Below are 19,679 nucleotides of genomic sequence, written 5' to 3'. Positions count from 1 at the left end.
CGACCCAGGCGTTGGTAATTCTGGCCAGGAAGCTCGCACGAGTGGCATTCGCCCTGATGAGAAATCAGGACGAATACGTTACCAAAGGCGGGAAAATGGCTTGCTGAGAACCATAGAATCTCCCACATGGATTGCGCCGGCTTTTAAAAATTGGGCAAGACAGTTGCTTGCGCAGGTAAAGCGCAGGCTTGAAGAACTGCGCGGTCCCGGTGGGAGCCGGCTTGCCGGCGATGAGGCCGGTGCAGGCAAAAAGAAGGGGCGCCAGATTGGCGCCCCTTGCTCTTGCTGCTTAGGCTTCAGCGTCCCAAGGACGATCGCCTTTTTCATCTTTCACACGGGTCGGCAGGCCCATCACATCCAGCGCCTTGAGGAACGGCTCGGCTGGCAGCTCCTCGACGTTGACCATGCGCTTGGCATCCCATTCGCCACGGGCAACCAGCAGGGCCGCAGCCACTGGCGGTACACCGGCGGTGTAGGAGATACCCTGGCTGTCGGTCTCGGCGTAGGCCTCTTCGTGATCAGCCACGTTGTAGATGAACACCTCACGCGGCTGACCATCCTTGGTGCCCTTGACCAGGTCACCGATGCAGGTCTTGCCGGTATAGCCAGGCGCCAGCGAAGCGGGGTCAGGCAGCACGGCCTTGACCACTTTCAGTGGTACCACTTCCAGGCCTTCAGCGGTCTTGACCGGCTGCTCGGAAAGCAGGCCCAGGTTCTTCAGCACGGTGAACACATTGATGTAGTGCTCGCCGAAGCTCATCCAGAAGCGCACGTTCGGTACGTTGAGGTTCTTCGAGATCGAGTGGACCTCGTCATGACCGGTCAGGTACAGGTTCTGCGAACCCACGACCGGCAGGTCGTCGGTACGTTTCACCTCGAACATGGTGTTGCTGGTCCACTGGCTGTTCTGCCAGCTCCATACTTGCCCGGTGAACTCGCGGAAGTTGATTTCCGGGTCGAAGTTGGTGGCGAAATACTTGCCGTGGGACCCAGCATTGACGTCGAGAATATCGATCGAATCAATGCTGTCGAAATACTGTTGCTGCGCCAGTTTGGCGTAGCTGTTCACCACACCCGGGTCGAAACCGACGCCGAGAATGGCGGTGATGTTCTTCTCTTGGCATTCTTCGAGGTGTTTCCACTCGTAGTTGCCGTACCAGGGCGGCGTCTCGCAGATCTTGCCCGGTTCTTCGTGGATCGCGGTGTCCAGGTAGGCGACACCGGTATCGATGCAGGCACGCAGCACCGACATGTTGAGGAAGGCAGAGCCCACGTTGATCACGATCTGCGATTCAGTCTCGCGGATCAGTGCCTTGGTTGCCTCGACATCGAGGGCGTTGAGCGAGAAGGCCTGGATGTCGGCGGGTACCTTGAGGCTACCCTTGGCCTTGACGCTGTCGATGATGGCCTGGCATTTGGAGATGTTCCGCGACGCAATGGCAATACGACCGAGTTCGTCGTTATGCTGCGCGCACTTGTGGGCCACCACCTTGGCGACACCTCCTGCACCAATGATAAGAACGTTCTTCTTCAATTTATCCCTTGCTCCTTACTTGATAGCCGGTCTTACGACAGGCTGGAAACGTAGTCGTCGAAACCGAACTCGCGCACCACTTCGACGCTGCCGTCGAGCTGCTTGACCGCGATGGATGGCATCTTCAAACCGTTGAACCAGTTTTTCTTGACCATGGTGTAACCCGCCGTGTCGATGAACGACAGGCGATCGCCGATGGCCAACGGACGATCGAATTGGTACTCGCCGAAGATGTCGCCGGCCAGGCACGATTTACCGCAGACCATATAGGTGTGCTCGCCATCGTTGGGGGCCATCTTGGCGTTCAGCCGGTAGATCAGCAGGTCGAGCAGGTGTGCTTCGATCGAGCTGTCGACCACGGCCAGGTGTTTGCCGTTGTACAGGGTGTCGAGCACGGTCACTTCCAGCGAGGCGCTGTTGGTGATGGCCGCTTCGCCCGGCTCCAGGTAGACCTGCACGCCGTAGGTCTGCGAGAAGGCTTTCAGGCGCGCGCAGAACGCATCGACGGCATAGTCTTCACCGGTGAAGTGAATGCCGCCACCCAGGCTGACCCACTCGACCTTGTGCAGCAGGTGCCCGAAGCGCTCTTCGATGTGCGTCAGCATCTTGTCGAACAGGCCGAAGTCACCGTTCTCGCAGTTGTTGTGGAACATGAAGCCGGAAACCTGCGAGATGACTTTCTCGATCTTCTCCGGGTCCCATTCACCGAGGCGGCTGAACGGGCGGGCCGGGTCGGCCAGCAGGTAGTCGGAGCTGCTGACCTGCGGGTTGACGCGCAGGCCGCGGACCTTGCCTTCGGACTGCTCGGCGAAGCGCTGCAGCTGGCCGATGGAGTTGAAGATGATCTTGTCGCAGTTCTCGAGCATTTCCTCGACCTCGTCGTCGGCCCAGGCCACGCTGTAGGCGTGAGTCTCGCCGGCGAACTTCTGGCGGCCGAGCTTGAGCTCGTACAGCGACGAGGATGTGGTGCCGTCCATGTACTGCTGCATCAGGTCGAACACCGACCAGGTGGCGAAGCACTTGAGGGCGAGCAGTGCCTTGGCACCGGAGTGTTCGCGCACGTAGGCGATCTTCTCCATGTTGCTCAGCAGCTTGGTTTTATCGATGAGGTAATACGGCGTCTTGATCATTTAAAGGCCCCCGGCCAGGCCGGCCAAAAAAAGGACACGCATTGTGCCTTCACTTGCTGCATACCGAAAGGGCGAGATATGCATTTCGTCGAGGTCGTTGCCGATAGACCGGAATTTTTCCGATTGCAGCGAGCTCATTGGAACAGGCCCGTATGACCATCCTAATCACCGGCTGCGCGGTACAAGGAGAATCCGATGAAGTGCTGCAATGCGACAGACCCGCACAGGAGCCATCAATGAAAGCTGGCATCATTTCCGACACCCACGGTTTGCTGCGGCCCGAGGCGGTGAGGGCGCTGACCGGTTGCGATCTGATCGTGCACGCCGGTGATATCGGCAAGCCAGAGATCCTTGACGAACTCCAGGCGTTGGCGCCGTTAGAGGTGGTGCGCGGCAACAACGACCTGAAGTTGCCCTGGGCAGCTGGCCTGGCCGACCAGCGATGTTTCGACATGCACGGCTGGCAGACACTGCTGGTGCACGACATTGCCGATGTGCCAGCCGAACTGGATGAGGCGGTGCGCGTGGTGATCACTGGGCATTCGCACAAACCATTGATCGACTGGCGTGAAGGGCGGTTGTACCTGAACCCCGGCAGTGCCGGGCCACGGCGGTTCAAGTTGCCGGTGACGGTGGCGGTGATCGAAATCGAGCGCAGCCACGTGCAGCCGCGCATCATTCAGTTGCTTGAGTGACCCTGCGGCCTGATCGCTGGCTTGCCGGCGACCGGGGCCGTGAGGGCAACCTCAGGCGACCTGCTTCAACCAGTCCTGAATCTGTTGCAGCGTAGCCGTAGCCCCGCCACAAACAACCACCAGCACGTTCTGGTAACCGTCCAGCTTCGCGGCCTCGTATGCCAACGCCAACGCCGCCCCGCAGGCAGGCTCCACCAGCACCCGGTGGTCCGCCAGAAACCGCTCGCAGGCTTGAAGCGCCGCGCGATCGCTGACCAGAACGCTGTGCACCGGATGTTCCTGCACGCACGCCAGGGCCTGGTCGGCGACACGCTTGGCGCCCAGCGATGTCGCCACCGATGTGAGGCGCTGCAGCTCTACCGGGTGACCTGCCTGCACTGCCGTGTGCAGCGAGGCCGCGCCCTCGGTTTCCACCGCCAGCACAGGGACATCGTGCCAGCCGTTGCGCTTGAGCCCTTCGACCACGCCACTGAGCAGGCCGCCGCCGCCCACTGACAGCACCACCGCATCGGGCTTGTAGCCGGTTGCCGCCACTTCATCCACAAGGCTGGCATGCCCGGCCCACAGCAGCGGGTCATCGAAGGGGTGAATGAAGGCATCGTCCGGCCCGACCAGGGTTTGCGCCAACGCGTTGGCCTCCTGCCACGAGCTGCCATGCACCACCACCTTGGCACCCTCCAGGTGCAACAGTTCCTTGGCGCGTTCGGTGGTGGTCTCAGGCACCACCACGGTGACCGGCACACCCAGCTTGCGCCCGGCGTAGGCGACGGCCAGGCCGGCATTGCCACCGGATGAAGACACGAAATGGCGGGCGCCCCGGGCATGGTGCGCTTCGCAGGCATGGCCCACCCCACGCAGCTTGAACGAGCCACAGGGCTGAAGTGCGTCGAGCTTCAGCCAGATCGAGCGACCAGCGGCCAGCGACAGCGGGCGGGATTCGATCAGCGGGGTGTGGATATGCAGCGTCATTGCGTAGCTCCATGCTTCAGGTAGGGGCCAATGGTAACGCGGCAGGCCAGTTGCAGGTCATTGAATGTGCGGTGATTACACCCTGCCTGTCAGCACGCCTGCGCCGCAGCGCTATTGCTGACGCTGCGCCCCAGCACCAGCACCGTGACAAAACCGCAGCCCACCAATGCCGTGGCCAGGCCCAGCAGCACCGAGCTGCCCAGCTGGTCGACGATTTGCCCGCCGAAGAACGAGCCCAGCGCGATGATCACCTGGAACATGGCGACGAACAGTGGCATGCCTCGTTCGACGTCCTTGGGCGCGACGACAAACATCCAGATACTGGCGCAGGCCGGGAAAGCGCCGAAGGCGAAGCCCCAGAGCGCGATCAGCATCGCCGCCCCCGTCATGCCGGTGGCGAAGTGGGGGAACAGGGCGGTGCTGACGCCGATCATCAACGCGACCAGCAACAGGGTGTGACGCACGCTTTGGTTGGCGGCGAAACCGGCGAAGATATTGCCCATCACCCCGGCTACGCCATACAGCAGCAACAGCGAGCCGATGGTCGGCCCATCGAAACCGGAATGCTGCTTGAAGAAGGGCGCGACGTAGGTGTAGGCGGCAAAGTGCGCCAGGCCGATCAGCAACACCGCAATCAGGCCAACCCGGGCTTGTGGGTTGATGAACAGCGCTGGCAGGTCACTGATGCGGATGGCCTTGTCCGGGTTCAGGCGCGGCAGCAGCAGGATCTGCGCCAGCAGTACCGGGACGCCGACCAAGGCCGTGACCAGGAAGGTCATGCGCCAGCCCAGCAGGCCACTGAGCCAGGTGCCTACCGGCACGCCCAGCACGGTGGCCAGGGTCACACCGACCATGATGATCGAGGTGGCCTGGGCAACGCCCACCCCCTTGGGTGCCAGGCGGCCGCTCAGGGCAATGGCGGTAGCCCAGAAACCGCCGATGCTGATGCCCAGCAGCACGCGGCCGAACAGCAACAGGTTGAAGTCGCTGGCATAGGCCACCACCGCGTTGGCGATGATCATGATCAGAGTCAGGCCGATCAACAGATAGCGCCGGTCCAGGGCGCCGATGCCCACCGACAGCAAGGGGGCGGCGAGGGCGGCCATGATCCCGGGCAGAGTGACCATCAGGCCGGCGTGGCCAGCACTGATGCCCAGGTCACTGGCGACATCGTTCAATACGCCTACCGGCAAAAACTCGCTGGTCACCAGGGCGAAGGCGCCCACGGCGACCGATAGAATCGCCAGCCACTGCTGTTTGACGCTTTGCTGACTGTGTTCGGGCAGGCCACCTGGGGCCGGGCTGGTATTTGACATGGTGCGAGGTTCCAGAAGGGGAGTGTCGCCTTGAGCAGGCGCGTGGAGCGGGGGAGAATCCGGCGGGCAGTATACGGGGCCCGTCTGCCGGGCCGACAGGCGGGCCTTTCGATAGTCATCATCAGTGCGATTGATGAGGCGCCCCTGGGGCGCCTTCCTGGCTGCTTATGTGCTGCACCCTCAGTTCATCGGGTATTGACGCCACCCTCCGCAAAACGTGGCGCCAGGCGCACTGCTGCCGCTTCAAACGCGCGGACCATCTGTTCGACAATTTCATCGCTGTGCTCGAACGACAGGTAGATGCGCCCATACGGCGAGGGCATCACCAGCACACCCTCGGCACGTAGCGCCAGGTGCAGCGCCTGGCTGAACGCTGCGTCGGCGAAGGCGGCGGCTTCTTCATAATCGGCTGGCGCACGCTCGCACGGCCAGATGGCGAACACGTTGCCGTAGCCACTGGTGCTGATGGTTATGCCCCGGGCCTTGAAGATCGCCTGGACGGTGTGGCGTAGCTTTTCGCCACGCTCGATCAGCTCTGGGTAAGCGGCGCTGTCCAGTTGTGCCAGCGTGCCAAGTACCGCCGCACAGGCCATCGGGTTGCCACTAAAGGTGCCGCCGCGCAGCACCTTGCCCTGTTCGAAGCCGGCCAGAACGTGCGGTTTGCCGACGATCGCCGATACCGGTACACCGTTGCCGATGGCTTTACCGACGCTGGCGATGTCCGGGTCAAGGCCTGCCTGCAGGCTGGCCAGGCCGGCATGCAGGCGAAAGCCCATCAGCACCTCGTCGCTGATCACCAGCGCACCATGGCGATGAGCCACGTCCTGCACATGCTGCAGGTAACCTGGCGCCGGCATGATGCAGCCGGCGTTGGCGAGCATCGGTTCCAGCAGCACGGCAGCGATGTCCGGGTCTTGCTCGAACAATTGCTCCACATCGTCGAAGTCGTTGAAACGCAGCAGTGTGGTTCGGGCCGTGGAGGGGCGCTCGCCATCAGCGAACGCAGCCTCGGGCGACCCGACGTTGCCGAAACTGACATCGTCGAACCAGCCGTCGAAGCCGGCCGCCATCTTGGCGATTCGCCCGCGCCCGGTGTAAGCGCGTGCAGCGCGGCAGGCCAGGTGAACCGCCTCGCTGCCAGAGTTGGTGAAGATCACTCGACTGAGGGCGCCGGTGTGCGCTGCCAGCGCACTGGCGGCAGCATGTTCGCGCACGTGGGCCCAAGAGGGCGAGGCGGCGTCGGCTAGTGCCTGGGCCACCTGCGCATTTACCCCGTCATCGGCATGGCCGAGCAGTACGGCGCCGAAGCCCAGTGCTGTGTCGATGTAGCGCCGGCCCAGATCATCCCACAGGTACGGGCCTTTGCCATTGCGGATGAACAGGGCCTGCCCTTCGAGTGCCGGCAGGATACGGGCGGCGCTGGAAACATCGCCTACGAGATTGCGCATCAGTACCTCTGTGTCGTTGTGCGCAGCAGGGCTGACGGCGCGTCAGGTTCTGCTGGTCGGGTTTGGTTTTCTCAGCGGGTGTTCCACGGGCTGCTGGCGAGCTTCTGTTCGAGAAAGTCGCGGAACACGCGGATTCGCGGGCTGAGGTGTTTGCGATTGGTGTAGATCATGTAAAGCGGTTCGACGCTGTCCTGGGCATAGGCCTGCAGCAGGGGCACCAGGCGGCCCTCCTGAATGTCCTGGCCGATATGAAACTCCGCCAGACGCACGATGCCAGCGCCGCCTAGCGCCAGGTCGCGTAGCAGGTCGCCCTGGCCGAACGTGGCCTTGGGGACCACCGGCACGGTGATGGCCTGGCCATCGACCACGAACCCCCAGGTGTTCCACACGCTGCTGAAACCGAAGGAAAAACAGGTGTGCTGCAGCAGTTGTTCAGGGTTTGCCGGTGTGCCGTGCTTGGCCAGGTAGGCGGGCGATGCGCAGAGGATCCAGCGGCTTTGGCCGATCTTGCGGGCAATGCGCGAGGAGTCGGGCAGTACGCCACTGTGGATCGCTACGTCCAGCCCCTGATCGAACTGATCGCTGAACTGCGCGCCGACCTGGATATCCACGGTCAGCCCCGGGTAGGCGGCAAGAAACTCTGGTAGCCAGGGGATGATCTGGTGCTTGGCGAAGGTGGTCATGGTGTGGACCCGCAGCGTGCCACTGACGCGGGTAGGAAAGGCTTCGGCTAGCGAGTCGGCCTCTGCCATGGCATTGCTGACTGCCCGGGCGCTGACCAGGTAGGCGGCACCTTCCTCGGTCAGCGTCAGGCTGCGGGTGCCCCGCTGGAACAGGCGTACCTGCAGGCGGTCTTCCAGGCGCGAGATCAGCTTGCTGATGGCCGACGGCGTCATGCCGCAAGCACGCGCCGCAGCAGAAAAGTTGCCGTGTTCGGCAGCGCCGAGGAAGGCCAGCAGTTGTGAGTAGTTGTCCATGTTCTGCCTCCGTTGTCAGCAGAATGCTGGCAGCGCCGCGTCGGGGTAGCAACCCGCGTGTATCAGGATACGAGGGGGCGTTGGCGTGTCCGTCGCTCAGCGAATGAACTGTTCGATGTAGTCGTCGGGCAGCCCGAGCGCCTTGTAGTGAGCGCGAGCGGCCTCCAGCTTGGTGAACACGTCTTCGTACCCGACGGCGACCCCCTGTGGGTCGACATAGGTGTAACCGCCTTGCACATGGAACCAGGTGATCATCTCTTCCACGTCCTCAGGCACGAACAGGGTGTGCGTTTCGCCTGGTGGCTCGAAGGCGAACGAGCCTTCCTCGGCGACCCAGTCGTGCTCCAGGTAGTACCAGCGGCCTTTGAGTACCAGTGCATGCACGCCGCCGGTGTGACGGTGACGCGACAGAACACCGCTCTGGCGCACCCGCAGCAGGTTGATGTAATAGCCGCCAGAGACACTCAGCAGCAAGGGCTTGAATGATACCGACGCGGTCACCGGGACCCACAGGTGGTCGTCTTCGAGCCACTTGCCGAGTACACCGGGGTGAACCATGTCGGGGGACATGAACGGTACTTGCGGCAGTTGATAGGGGATGGCCAGTTCGTCGGGTTTGGGGGCAATACTCATGAGGGCTTCCACAGTTGGTTTTCTTGAATCCCCGGCCCGTTCAGGGCCGGGGTTGCAGGCAGCTTAGGGGTGCGCTGCAGGGTGAAAAAGGGCGTGTTCGGCACACCGGCTATGACGCTGAGTCATGGCTGGCAGGTCTCGAACTGCAAGGCGCTGCGCTGCGCCGACAGCGCCGGCTGGCGCTTTTGCAGGTGGACGCCGATGGCCACCAGCACGGCCGTCAGCCCCAGAGTGCTGAGCAGTTCGGCCCGCTGGCCGGGGAACGCCGCCATGATGGCGAACACGCTGACGATCAAAGCGATGGTGAACAGGGTCAACCACGGGAACAGCCACATGCGCACCGCCAGTGGCCGGCCCAGGGCGACCAGCTTGCGGCGCATGCACAGTTGAGTGATGGCGATCACCAGATACATCAGCAAGGCCAGTGCACCGCTGGTGGCCAGCAGGAACTGGAACACCTGAGCTGGCAGCAGATAGTTGGCGGCCAGGGCCGCAAGTGCGGCTGCCGAGGTCAGGGCGACGGCCACCAGCGGCACGCCCTGAGCGGTGGTGCGTGAAACAGCGTTGGGCGCATCGCCGCGTCGGGCCAGTGAGTAGGCCATGCGCGACGCTGTGTAGATGGCCGAGTTCAGGCAACTGGTGACTGCCACCAGTACCACGATACTCATGATGCCGGGTGCCCACGGGATGTTCATCGCGTTCAGTACCGCCTGATACGAGCCTTGTGCCAGGCCTGGTGCGTTCCACGGGATCAGGCACACCACCACGAACATCGAGCCGAGATAGAACAGGCCAAGGCGCCACACCACCGCCCGGATGGCCTTCTTGATGTTGGCTTTAGGGTCGGGTGATTCGGCCGCGGCGATGGTCACCACCTCGCTGCCTTGGAAGCTGAACATCGCAGTCAGCAGCGCAGCGACGATGGCCACGTTGCCGTTCGGGGCGAAGCCGCCGTTAGCGTAGAGGTTGCGGATGCCGCTGGTGGACGAGCCGGGCATCAGGCCCAGGATCGCCAGCACGCCGAGCCCGATGAAGCTGACGATCGACACCACCTTGAACAGCGATAGCCAGTACTCCAGGGTACCGAACGAACCGACACTGAGGCTGTTGCACAAGACCAGTGCCAGGGTCATGGCAAAGGCGGTGGACCAGTGCGGCAAGCCCAGCCAGTCACCCAGGATGTTGCCGGCAACGATGGCCTCGATGGCGATCACCAGCACGTAGAACCACCAGTACAGCCAGCCAATGGAAAACCCGGCCCAGCGCCCGATGGCCTGGTCAGCGTAGGATGAAAACGAGCCGGTGTCTGGCCGCGCCGTGGCCATCTCGCCGAGCATCTGCATCACCAGCACCACGATCGCGGCGGCAATCAGGTACGCCACCAGTACCGCCGGACCGGCGGTGACGATGGCGTTGCTTGAGCCTACGAAAAGGCCGGCGCCTATCACCCCGCCGATCGAGATCATCGTGACCTGCCTGCCTTTCAAGCCAGTCCCCAGCTTGTTGTTTGTCTTGCCTTGTTCGCCACGCATCGGCTTGCACCTCGGTTGCTCGCTTGTTGTTGTCATGGGCCGCCTGCACAACGACCTTGCAGGCCACCTTAAGCGGCAAACACGTGTGGGATTAGCCGGCCAGGCGTCACACCGGGTGTGATGAAAGTTCATAGTCGAGCAGAACGGTACCCGGCAGGCAGGGCACGGCCACGCAGCAGGTCCGGTATGACCCGGTATCCGGATGGGAAGGGGCAAGCTCGATCAGCCCAGCACTGCTGGGCGTTTGAGCAGTGCATACCTAGGTTTCTGGCTCGCTGACTTGTCTCCACCGGCGCCTGCTGCGCCGGTTCGCGCAACCAGGTGCCTGCGCTGTAGACGGCTCAGTGTTTGTCGGTGAAGTAGTGAGGGTAAAGCACCCGGTCCAGCTCCAGCTTTTCAGCATCCCCCACGCGCTTGCGCACTTCGGCGTAGAACTGCTGGCTCTGGTTCTGGAACCTGATGTAATCGCGGGTACAGGCCTTGAGCGCTGAGCTGAGCTGTTTGCCCGTCAGCCCCTGTGTGCGCTTTTGTGAAGCGAGATATGCCTGCCAGCTGTTTTCCACCTGCTGCAGCCCCTGAGCGAGCGCTGTTGTCTCGATTGTCGCCATTGCTGCACCCTCTTTGAGCCGGTAACGGCCCGTCGGTGTGGATCGCCCGAGCGACGATGGACCTGCAAAGCTGTGCCGAGCACTGCTGTGGCTCGCAGCCCCGAGCTTAGCCGGTTTTCCCGGGGGCGCCTGCTCCGGGCGCTGAACGGCGCAGGGCGGCGGCGGCGAAGTACCGCCGGGCTGGCTTACTCATACGCCTGGGCCCCGGCGATATGCCGGCCGGCCACATAACCGAACGTCAGCGCCGGCCCCAGGTTGATACCCCCGGACGGGTACCAGCCGCCGAATACGCTGGCCATGTCGGTGCCCGCGGCATACAGGCCGCCGATGGGCTGGCCCTGTTCATCCAGCACACGTGCGTGGCCGTCGGTGCGCAGGCCGGCGAAGGTGCCAAAGCAGCCGGGCTGCACCTTTACCGCGTAGAACGGGCCGTGCTCGATCGGCGCGACGCAGGGGTTGGGCCCCTTGTGGTGCGGGTCGCCCTGTTTGCGGTTGAACGGGGTGCTGCCGCGCCCGAATTCAGGGTCCTGGCCTTGGCGTGCGTGGCGGTTGTACTCGGCGACCGTGGCGCTCAACCCAGCAGGGTCGATGCCGCAGGCGCGGGCCAGCAGTTCCAGGCTGGCGCCGCGCTTGAGATAGCCGCTGCGCAGGTGCGGCCCCACTGGCAGCGGGGCGGGGCGGGCGTGGCCAAGGCCGTAGCGGCGCAGGAAGCGATGGTCGCAGATCAGCCACGAACAGGCTTCTTCTTCCTGCGGTAGGGCGTCGAGCATGGCTGCGACATAGTCGTAATAGCCGTGCGCCTCGTTGACGAAGCGCTTGCCGTTGGCCAGCACACCGATGATGCCGGGCTTGCCCCGTTCGATGATGTGCGGAAAGTGGCCGACGCTGCCATCACGGTGCGCGACCTTCGACACCGGGGCCCAGGCGACCGCCGACTTCAGGTCGGTGGCCACCACGCCGCCGGCGGCTTCACCAAGGCGCAGGCCGTCCCCGGAGCACGACCGCGGCGGCAGGGCGAGGTTGTCGTGGCCACTGGCATCGCGCGGGAACAATTGCCGGCGCCGCTCGGGGTCATGGGCAAAGCCACCGGCCGCCAGCACCACGGCGTTGGCGCGTAGGGTGAGGTCGCCCTGCGCGGTGGCGATCACCGCGCCACGCACCTGACCGTCCTCCATCAGCAAGCGTTTGGCCGGCGCAGACTCAAGCAGGCGCACGCCCAGGTCTTCAGCCGACTTGGCCAGGCGCGCCACCAGTGCCACACCGTTGACCAGGTGCATGGCCCGGCCATGGCGGGCGAGGTGGTACAGGTGGCGAGCGAAGCGTTTGCACACATGCCAGAAGGCGCGGGGGGAGCGGGTCATGTTCAAAAAGGCGGCGAGGTCGGCGCCGGCCATGATCGGCATGCCCATGAACGAGGTTTCGCGCAGGGTCCTGCGCAAGCGTGGCAACAGCGCACCCAGCTGGCGGGCGTCATAGGGGGCGGCGATGACCTGGTGCCCACCGATGGCGGCGCCAGGGGTATCGCCGTGCATGTCGGGGATGGCGTTGCCATCGGCGAACTGCAGGGCCGTATGTTGCTCGAAAAAGGCGACCATGTGCGGGCAGGCTTCAAGGAAGGCGTCGATGCGCTGCGCGTCGTAATGGGCGCCCAGTTCGTTGCGCAGGTACGTGCGAGGTTGCTTGATGTCTTCCTCGATACCGGCACGACGCGCCAGCGGGTTGCGCGGCACCCAGGCCCAGCCGCCGGACCAGGCAGTGGCGCCGCCAAACACCGCGTCTTTTTCCACAACAGTAACCCGCTGCCCATGCCAGGCTGCCGTGACGGCAGCGGCCAGCCCGGCGGCGCCAGAGCCAATGACCAGTACATCGCATTCGGCTTGCAAGTTGTCGGTGGGCATCGCGGGTCTCCGGCATTATTATTGGAACTAGGTTCCATATTCTTCTTGCCTGACCCAGCGGTATGCAAGTGATGCCGGTAAGTAATGGTCGATAATCGGACACTTAAGGCGTGCTGCCCTGCGGTGGCCGACGAGGATATGGAATCATCTTCCAGAATTCGCCTTTTTCATCAGGAAACCCTGTCATGGCTGGTAGTCAGATCGAACGCGCCTTCAGTCTTGTAGAAAGCCTTGCCGCCGAGCCCCAGGGGCTGGCCCTGCAAACCCTCGCTGACCGGCTGGAGATCCCCAAGAGCGCCGCCCACCGCATGCTCGCCGACCTTACGCGCCTGGGCTACGTCCGCCAGAACCGTGACAACAACCGCTACCAACTGTCGGCCAAGCTGGTGGCGTTGGGCTTTCGCTACCTGTCCAGCAGCGGCGCCGACATCATCCAGCCGATCCTCGACCGCCTGGCTCAGGACAGCGGAGAGTTGGTGCGCCTGGGCGTTATCGACGGCGCCCGCCAGACCTGGATCGCCAAATCCCAGGGCGCCCGTTCCGGGTTGCGTTACGACCCGGACATGGGCCGCGATGCGCCCTTGTTCTACACCGCCTCGGGGCATGCCTGGCTGGCCAGCCTCAGTGATGACGAGGCGCTGCAGATGGTCCTGCGCCAGGGCATTGCCGACCCCGAGCAGTTCGGCCCCAACGCCCCGCGCTCCACTGAGCAGCTGCTGGGCTACCTGGCTGGCGCCCGTGAGCGGGGGTATGCCTGGGTCGAGCAAACCTCGGCAGTCGGCACTTCGGCCCTGGCTGCAGTGGTGCGCCGGCCGCATGGCAACGACGTCATTGGTGTGCTGAGCATTGCCGGCCCCAGTGCGCGCCTTTCCCAGGCGCGCTTGCCGGAGCTGGCGCCGCTGTTGTTGGCGGCGGTGGAGGAATTGTCGGTGGCCAGCCAGGCGAGCGAGTTGTTCGCTTGAATGGGCTGCAGCGGGGGATGCGTCTAAATCTCTGGTCGATTACCGCACACTCTATGCAGGGCGTCCTTTTGCAAAACGGACCGCAGTTCTAAATTAGCGATAGGTGATTCCGGAACCTTGTTCTGGAATTTCCGCAACAATAACGATAAACGCTAGAGGACTGCCCGTTGAACGCACCCCTTCGCATCGCCCTGATTGGCGCCGGTATCATGGGACGCCAGCATTGCCAGCACCTGAGCCAGGTACCGCAAGCCCAGTTGTGCGCGGTGGCCGACCCCGGCCCCCAGGCTGAAGCCTTTGCCGCCGAGTGCGGGGTGGCGTATTTCGCCGATCACCGGCAGATGCTGCAGGCTGTGCGGCCCGAGGCCGTGATCGTGGCCAATCCGAACAACCTGCACGTGGCCACTGCTCTCGACTGTGTTGAAGCCGGCGTGCCGGTGCTGCTGGAAAAGCCGGTAGGGGTGCACCTGGATGAAGTGCGTGCGCTGGTGGAGGCGTCGCGCCGCTGCGGCGTGCCGGTGCTGGTCGGCCACCACCGGCGGCATAACCCGCTGATTGCCAGCGCGCGCAGCGTGATCGCCGAAGGGGCCTTGGGCCGGTTGGTCAACGTCACCGCGCTGTGGCAGTTGCAAAAACCCGACAGCTATTTCGACACACCGTGGCGCCGCGAGCCCGGCGCCGGCTTTCTGCTGACCAACCTGATCCACGACCTGGACCTGCTGCGCTACCTGTGCGGCGAGGTGGTACAGGTGCAGGCGTTTACCCGTAACCAGGTGCGCGGGTTTGCCAACGAGGACAGCGCGGCAGTGCTGCTGGAGTTCGCCAACGGTGCCCTGGGCAGCTTGACCGGCTCCGACGCGGTGGCAGCGCCGTGGAGCTGGGAGCTGAGCTCGGGCGAAAGCCCTGTCTATCCGCGCCAGGCGGACCAACCCTGTTACTTGCTGGCCGGCACCCGGGGGGCGCTGAGCATCCCCCAGCTCAAGCACTGGCAATACGCCGAGGCAAACTCGGGCTGGCATACACCGCTGCTGCAGCGTGATGTGGGTATCCCGGCGGGTGCGGCACTGACCCTGCAGTTGCAGCACTTTGTCCGTGTTGCCCGTGGGCAGGAAGCGCCGTTGACCGATGCCGCTGACGGCGGCCGCACCCTGGCGTTGATCGAGGCGGTCCGCCAGGCAGCCGCCAGCGGCCGGGCTTGCACGCCAGAGATCATCGTGTGAGCCGCGCGTGCGTGCTTCCTTCCCGTACCCCTTTGCCTGCAGGTAACCCCCATGACTGATCGAATCTTTTCCCTGGCCGCGCTCACCGTACTGGAGCTGTCACCCCCGGCGATGGTCGAAGCCGCCGCCCGTGCCGGTTACAGCCACGTTGGCCTGCGCCTGGTGCCAGCGACCCGCGAAGAGCAGCACTTCCCGCTGGTGAGCGACGCCGAGCTGCGCCGCCAGACCCAGGCGCGCCTGCGTGACACCGGTATCAAAGTCCTGGATCTGGAAATCCTGCGTCTTGAACCCGCCACCTGCGTGGCCGATTTCGAGCCGATGCTGGCGGTCGGTGCCGAGCTGGGCGGCAGCGAACTGCTGGTTGCCGGTAACGACCCGAATGAGGCGCGCCTCACCGAGCGCTTCGCTGAACTGTGCGACCTGGCGGCCGGCTACGGTATTCATCCGCATCTGGAGTTCATGCCCTGGACCGACGTCCGCGACCTGCAACAGGCCATGCGCATCGTTGCCAAGGCAGACCGCCCGAACGGTTGCGTGCTGGTGGATGCCTTTCACTTCAACCGCTCCGGGTCGTCGCTCGACGACCTGGCGCGGCTGGCCCCGCAGCGCATGCGCTACGCCCAGTTGTGCGACGTGGCTGGGCCGGTTCCGGCCGACATGGATGAAATCCTGCGCCAGGCCCGTAACGAGCGGCGTTTCCCAGGGGAGGGTGATGCCGACCTGGCCGGCCTGTTGCGCGGGTTGCCAGCGAGCGTTCCGCTAAGCCTGGAGATTCCCACGCGGCAACTGCTGGTGCAGGGTGTCAGTGGCGAGCAGCGTGCGCGGATGGCGCTGGAGAAGGCCCGGGCGGTGCTGGCATCGATGTGAGCCAAGGGGCCGCTTCGCGGCCCATCGCCGGCAAGCCGGTGCCATGCACCGCAGCATCTGCATCGCCGGCAGCCGGATCCCACACAAATGCCTTCAATGCTAGAGATGGGATGAAACAGCCGATCCAACCCCGGAACAGTCCCGCTCCGGCTGCGGCAACCCGCATAGCGCCAGGCCTGCGAGGTATCCGAAGGTCATCCCTGGCCCCAGCGTGATACCACCACTGGGGTAGTGCCCGCCCATGACGCTGTGCATGTCATTACCCACCGCAAACAACCCCGGTATGGCTTGCCCTGCATCATCGAGCACCCTGGCCGAAGCATCGGTGCCCAGCCCGGCAAAGGTCCCGAGGCTGCCCGGCAGCAACTTCACTGCATAGAAAGGCCCGTGCAGCAGAGGCCGCAGCGAAGGGTTCGGGGCCTGCTGCGGCTCACCCTGCGCCCGGTTGTACGCCGAGGCGCCGCGCCCAAAGTCAGGGTCCACACCCTGCGCCGCCTGCTGGTTGAAGCGCGCCACCGTGCGCTGCAACTGCTGGCCATCGATGCCACAGCGCGCGGCCAGTTGCGCCAGGTCGTTGCCATGCAACAGGTAGCCACGCCGTTCATAGAAGCGGGCAGGGAAGGGAAACGGCTTGGCCCAGCCGATGCCATAACGACGCTGCGCGGCATGGTCGCAGATCAACCAAGCCTCATAGGGTTCACCCTCTGGCGTAGCGGCGAACAGCGCATTCATGAAGTCGTGGTAGCAGTCCGCCTCGTTGACAAAGCGTCGACCGTCACTGCGCACTGCAATGAAACCAGGCTTGGCGCGGTCTATCAGGTGCGGGAAATGCCCAACGCTGCCATCGTTACGCGGCACCTGCGAGACCGGCGCCCAGGCACCGGCATGGGCCAGGTGGGTGCCGACCTGGGCGCCGGCCTGCTCGCCCAGGCGCAGGCCATCGCCGCTGTTTTCCGGCGGCGCGGCAGAGTAATGGCCAACGCCGTCGGGCGCGTGCGGCATCAGCTGTGCGATGCGCTGGCGGTCTTGGGCAAAACCGCCACAGGCCAGCACCACGCCACGCCGCGCATGGATCCGCTGGCCATCGGCACAGTGCGCGCCGGTGATGCGTGCATCGCCCAGCAAGGCAATGGCCGCTTTGTCGGTCAGCAGCGTGACGCCCAGGTCCAGGGCACTGCGCAGCAGGCGGGCCACCAGCGCGTTGCCGTTGACCAGTTGCAGGCCGCGCCGATGCAGCAACAGGTCGCGCCCGTGACGCAGCAGGCGTTTGGCCACATGCCAAGCCGCCCTGGGCGATTGCCGGGCATTGAAGAAAGCGGCCATGTCCATGCCACCGGCAATGCCCATGCCGCCCAGGCTGACGATGTCCAGCGGTGGCCGCAGCCGGTGTATCCAGGGCCCGAGCAGGCGGCCGTCATAGGGCTGTGCACACAGGGCACGCCCACCGCGCGCGCTGCCGTCACCTTCATGCATGTCGGGCAGCTTCGCACCGCACTGAAATTGCACGCATGTGTGCTGCTGGAAGAATGCCACCATCGCCGGGCCATGGCGCAGGAACGCCAGTTGGCGTGCGTCCAGTTCCGCTACGCGGGTTTGGGCGCGCAGGTAGCGCTGCGCTGCATCAGCGGTTTCGACCAGTCCTTCGGCTACGGCCAGGGGGTTGCGCGGTATCCATAGCCAACCGCCCGACCAGGCGCTGGTGCCGCCGAGCCGGGGGGCTTTTTCTGCCACGATCACCTTGAGGCCATGGTGCGCGGCGGTAACCGCAGCAGCCAGGCCGCTGGCACCGGAGCCGATGACAAGTACGTCACACTCAAGGGGTTGCATGGGCGCACTCCGGTTCGGTTTTCACTGCAGCGGCGAGAAGCCGGTAGGCCGCAGCAGGCGTGATTGCAGGCGCAGTACAGCGCCCAATTCACGGTTGAGCCGCGAGAACTGGGCCCAGCGTGGGTCCGCTGCCATCGCCGCGCGCCGTTCGCTGCGCTCGTCCAGGCTGGCATAACCCCAGATGTGCACCACTTGGTTCACCTCACCGAATTCGCTGGTGAAGAAACCGACCAGGTTGCCCAGGTGTTCGCGTTGCACCGCCAGGGCGTGGTTTTGGTAGAGGGCCAGCCAGTCAGCCATTTTCAGTGGGTCGAGGGTGTAGGTTCTCATTTCGTAGTACATGCAAGCGTCTCCGTGTCAGGGCTGTGCGCCTGCAGGCGTTCAGCGATATGGCTGGCAGCGATCCAGCCGAAGGTGAGGGCAGGGCCCAGCGTGATCCCGGGGCCCGGATAGGTGCCATTCATCAATGAGTTCATGTCGTTGCCGACGGCATACAAGCCAACGATCGGCGCCCCGGCGCGGTTGAGTACATTGGCGTTGGCATCGGTCACCAGGCCGCGCGCCGAGCCAAGGTCGCCGGTGTGCAGGCGGATGGCGTAGAACGGGGCCTTGGCCAGTGGCGCCAGGCATGGGTTGGGCTTGTGTTGCGGGTCGCCCATGTAACGGTTGTAGCTGTTGCCGCCCTTGCCGAATTGCCGGTCGATGCCGCTGCGGGCGTCGGCGTTGAAGCGCTCCAGTGTTTCCTGCAGCACCTGCGCCGGCACGCCGATGGCCTCGGCCAGCCCTTGCACTGAACCGGCGCGGTGCAGGTAGCCGGCTTCGATCAGGGCCGTGTTGTCCACCGGCTTGGGCCGTGCCAGGCCCAGGCCGTAGCGGCTCATGGCCTCGGCGTCACAGACCAGCCAGCAGCTGCTGATGCGATTGGCGAACATGGCCTGTACGAAGTGGTGATAGGAGTTGGATTCGTTGACGAAGCGCCGCCCGGCCGGGTCGAGCGCAATGACGCCGGGCTTGGCGCGGTCGGTGACCAGGTGCGGGAAGCGCTCGCGCTCACCACTGGCATGGCGCCGCTCGGAAACCGGCGCCCAGAAGAAATTGGCCGCCAGGCCCTCGCCCTGGGCGGCATCCACCGCCTGGGCAAGGCGCAGCGCAGCACCGTCGTTGCCAGCGGGGGACATGGTCAGGTGCGGCGCGTCAGGGGCCGGGCGGTGGGCCGCCGCCAATGCACCCGCAGCAAACCCGCCCATGGCGCAGACCACCCCACCGCGGGCATGGACTTGCGTGCGGCGGCCCTCATGCTGCACCACCACGCCGGTGACCGTGCCGTGTTCGACGATCAGTGCCTGCGCTTCGCTGCGCAACCACAGCTGTGCGCCGTGGGCGAAGGCGGTGCTGGCCAGGCGCGCCACCAGTGCGTTCCCCGTGGTCAGGCGCGTGCCACGGTGATGGCGAACCCGGTCCAGTGCGTAGCGCGCCATCAGTTTCAGGCAATGCCACAGTGACCGCGGGGAGCGGCGCAGGCTCAAAAAGTGCTGAATGTCCTCGCGGTTGACCATCATCGCGCCGAACAACAGCATGCCCGGCGGTGGCATTTTCAGGTCCTTGAAGCGTGGGCCGAGCCGGCGGCCGTCGTACTCGACCATTTCCAGCGCACGGCCAAACGCGGTGGCGCCGGGTGCGTCCGGGTAATAGTCCGGCGAGTGCGGGCGCAGGGCGTAGCGCAGTTCGGTGTTGTGTTCCAGCCAGCGCAGTGCCTGGTGCCCGCGCGCGATGAAGGCGTCCACCAGTTCGCCGTTGTAGCCGGCACCGATGATGCTTTTCAGGTAGGTCCTGACGGCCTCGGGTGAGTCCTGCGCACCGGCGGTGCGCGCCTGATCGGAGCCATACAACCACGCAGCACCCCCGGAGATCGCCGAGGTACCGCCAAAGTGTTCGGCCTTTTCCACCACCAGCACCTTCAGGCCCAGGCGCGATGCCGTGGCGGCGGCAGCCAGGCCACCGGCGCCACTGCCAAGCACCACCAGGTCGTACACCGCTTGCGCGTTTTCGATAGGGGGCATGGC

The 19,679-nt window shown here is 64.6% G+C and carries 17 protein-coding genes and 1 pseudogene; 5 read left to right on the top strand and 13 right to left on the bottom strand.

The window, feature by feature from the left end:
• Window positions 1-107, top strand: a pseudogene (locus JNA92_RS17525) (IS110 family transposase); the annotation flags it as partial.
• Window positions 108-289: 182 nt separating this feature from the next.
• Here JNA92_RS17525 and JNA92_RS17520 read toward each other — a convergent pair.
• Both JNA92_RS17520 and JNA92_RS17515 read right to left on the bottom strand, forming a co-directional pair.
• Window positions 290-1,534: a saccharopine dehydrogenase family protein gene (locus tag JNA92_RS17520; protein ID WP_039602482.1), complete on the bottom strand. Its 1,245-nt coding sequence runs from the start codon at window positions 1,532-1,534 to the stop codon at window positions 290-292.
• Between the two features lie 32 nt (window positions 1,535-1,566).
• Window positions 1,567-2,664, bottom strand: coding sequence for a carboxynorspermidine decarboxylase (locus tag JNA92_RS17515; protein WP_241805923.1), 1,098 nt, complete (start codon window positions 2,662-2,664; stop codon window positions 1,567-1,569).
• 236 nt (window positions 2,665-2,900) lie between these two features.
• Here JNA92_RS17515 and JNA92_RS17510 point away from each other — a divergent pair, with 236 nt between their 5' ends.
• Window positions 2,901-3,359: a metallophosphoesterase family protein gene (locus JNA92_RS17510; RefSeq protein ID WP_241805922.1), complete on the top strand. Its 459-nt coding sequence runs from the start codon at window positions 2,901-2,903 to the stop codon at window positions 3,357-3,359.
• Window positions 3,360-3,410: 51 nt separating this feature from the next.
• Here the strand turns inward: JNA92_RS17510 and JNA92_RS17505 are convergent, their stop codons facing one another.
• From JNA92_RS17505 to JNA92_RS17470, 8 genes are all read right to left on the bottom strand, one after another.
• Window positions 3,411-4,328 (bottom strand): pyridoxal-phosphate dependent enzyme, encoded by a 918-nt coding sequence (locus JNA92_RS17505; RefSeq protein ID WP_241805921.1) that lies wholly within the window; start codon window positions 4,326-4,328, stop codon window positions 3,411-3,413.
• Window positions 4,329-4,417: 89 nt separating this feature from the next.
• Window positions 4,418-5,644, bottom strand: coding sequence for an MFS transporter (locus JNA92_RS17500; protein WP_241805920.1), 1,227 nt, complete (start codon window positions 5,642-5,644; stop codon window positions 4,418-4,420).
• A gap of 185 nt (window positions 5,645-5,829) precedes the next feature.
• Entirely contained in the window at window positions 5,830-7,092 is a 1,263-nt protein-coding gene (locus tag JNA92_RS17495; RefSeq protein WP_241805919.1) for an aspartate aminotransferase family protein, read from the bottom strand.
• Between the two features lie 71 nt (window positions 7,093-7,163).
• On the bottom strand, window positions 7,164-8,069 hold the full coding sequence (locus JNA92_RS17490) for a LysR family transcriptional regulator (RefSeq protein WP_241805918.1): 906 nt from the start codon (window positions 8,067-8,069) through the stop codon (window positions 7,164-7,166).
• Between the two features lie 96 nt (window positions 8,070-8,165).
• A complete protein-coding gene (locus tag JNA92_RS17485) occupies window positions 8,166-8,702 on the bottom strand; it encodes a 2,4'-dihydroxyacetophenone dioxygenase family protein (protein ID WP_241805917.1) in 537 nt (178 codons plus the stop codon).
• Between the two features lie 122 nt (window positions 8,703-8,824).
• The gene (locus JNA92_RS17480; protein ID WP_241805916.1) at window positions 8,825-10,234 is read right to left on the bottom strand and encodes an amino acid permease; all 1,410 of its coding nucleotides are present in this window, start codon (window positions 10,232-10,234) and stop codon (window positions 8,825-8,827) included.
• 341 nt (window positions 10,235-10,575) lie between these two features.
• The gene (locus tag JNA92_RS17475) at window positions 10,576-10,842 is read right to left on the bottom strand and encodes a hypothetical protein (protein WP_241805915.1); all 267 of its coding nucleotides are present in this window, start codon (window positions 10,840-10,842) and stop codon (window positions 10,576-10,578) included.
• Between the two features lie 185 nt (window positions 10,843-11,027).
• Entirely contained in the window at window positions 11,028-12,740 is a 1,713-nt protein-coding gene (locus JNA92_RS17470; protein WP_241805914.1) for an FAD-dependent oxidoreductase, read from the bottom strand.
• A gap of 185 nt (window positions 12,741-12,925) precedes the next feature.
• Between JNA92_RS17470 and JNA92_RS17465 the strand changes: the two genes are divergently transcribed.
• The 3 genes from JNA92_RS17465 to JNA92_RS17455 all read left to right on the top strand — a co-directional run bounded on the left by JNA92_RS17465 (window position 12,926) and on the right by JNA92_RS17455 (window position 15,789).
• Window positions 12,926-13,702, top strand: coding sequence for an IclR family transcriptional regulator (locus JNA92_RS17465; RefSeq protein ID WP_241805913.1), 777 nt, complete (start codon window positions 12,926-12,928; stop codon window positions 13,700-13,702).
• Between the two features lie 167 nt (window positions 13,703-13,869).
• On the top strand, window positions 13,870-14,922 hold the full coding sequence (locus tag JNA92_RS17460; protein WP_241805912.1) for a Gfo/Idh/MocA family protein: 1,053 nt from the start codon (window positions 13,870-13,872) through the stop codon (window positions 14,920-14,922).
• 51 nt (window positions 14,923-14,973) lie between these two features.
• Window positions 14,974-15,789: a sugar phosphate isomerase/epimerase family protein gene (locus JNA92_RS17455; RefSeq protein WP_241805911.1), complete on the top strand. Its 816-nt coding sequence runs from the start codon at window positions 14,974-14,976 to the stop codon at window positions 15,787-15,789.
• Between the two features lie 99 nt (window positions 15,790-15,888).
• Here the strand turns inward: JNA92_RS17455 and JNA92_RS17450 are convergent, their stop codons facing one another.
• Genes JNA92_RS17450 through JNA92_RS17440 form a run of 3 tightly spaced genes read right to left on the bottom strand, consistent with a single transcriptional unit; the run spans window position 15,889 to window position 19,676 of the window.
• Window positions 15,889-17,616: an FAD-dependent oxidoreductase gene (locus JNA92_RS17450; RefSeq protein WP_241805910.1), complete on the bottom strand. Its 1,728-nt coding sequence runs from the start codon at window positions 17,614-17,616 to the stop codon at window positions 15,889-15,891.
• A gap of 21 nt (window positions 17,617-17,637) precedes the next feature.
• Window positions 17,638-17,958: an NIPSNAP family protein gene (locus JNA92_RS17445; RefSeq protein ID WP_241805909.1), complete on the bottom strand. Its 321-nt coding sequence runs from the start codon at window positions 17,956-17,958 to the stop codon at window positions 17,638-17,640.
• Window positions 17,943-19,676, bottom strand: coding sequence for an FAD-dependent oxidoreductase (locus tag JNA92_RS17440; protein WP_241805908.1), 1,734 nt, complete (start codon window positions 19,674-19,676; stop codon window positions 17,943-17,945). Before JNA92_RS17440 ends, JNA92_RS17445 begins: the two co-directional genes overlap by 16 nt.
• Window positions 19,677-19,679 lie beyond the last annotated feature (3 nt).

This window comes from Pseudomonas putida, assembly GCF_022627325.1.
GTDB classification, from domain to species: domain Bacteria; phylum Pseudomonadota; class Gammaproteobacteria; order Pseudomonadales; family Pseudomonadaceae; genus Aquipseudomonas; species Aquipseudomonas putida_X.
Note: the sequence above shows the minus strand (reverse complement) of the source record. Positions and strands in the feature narration are given on the sequence as shown.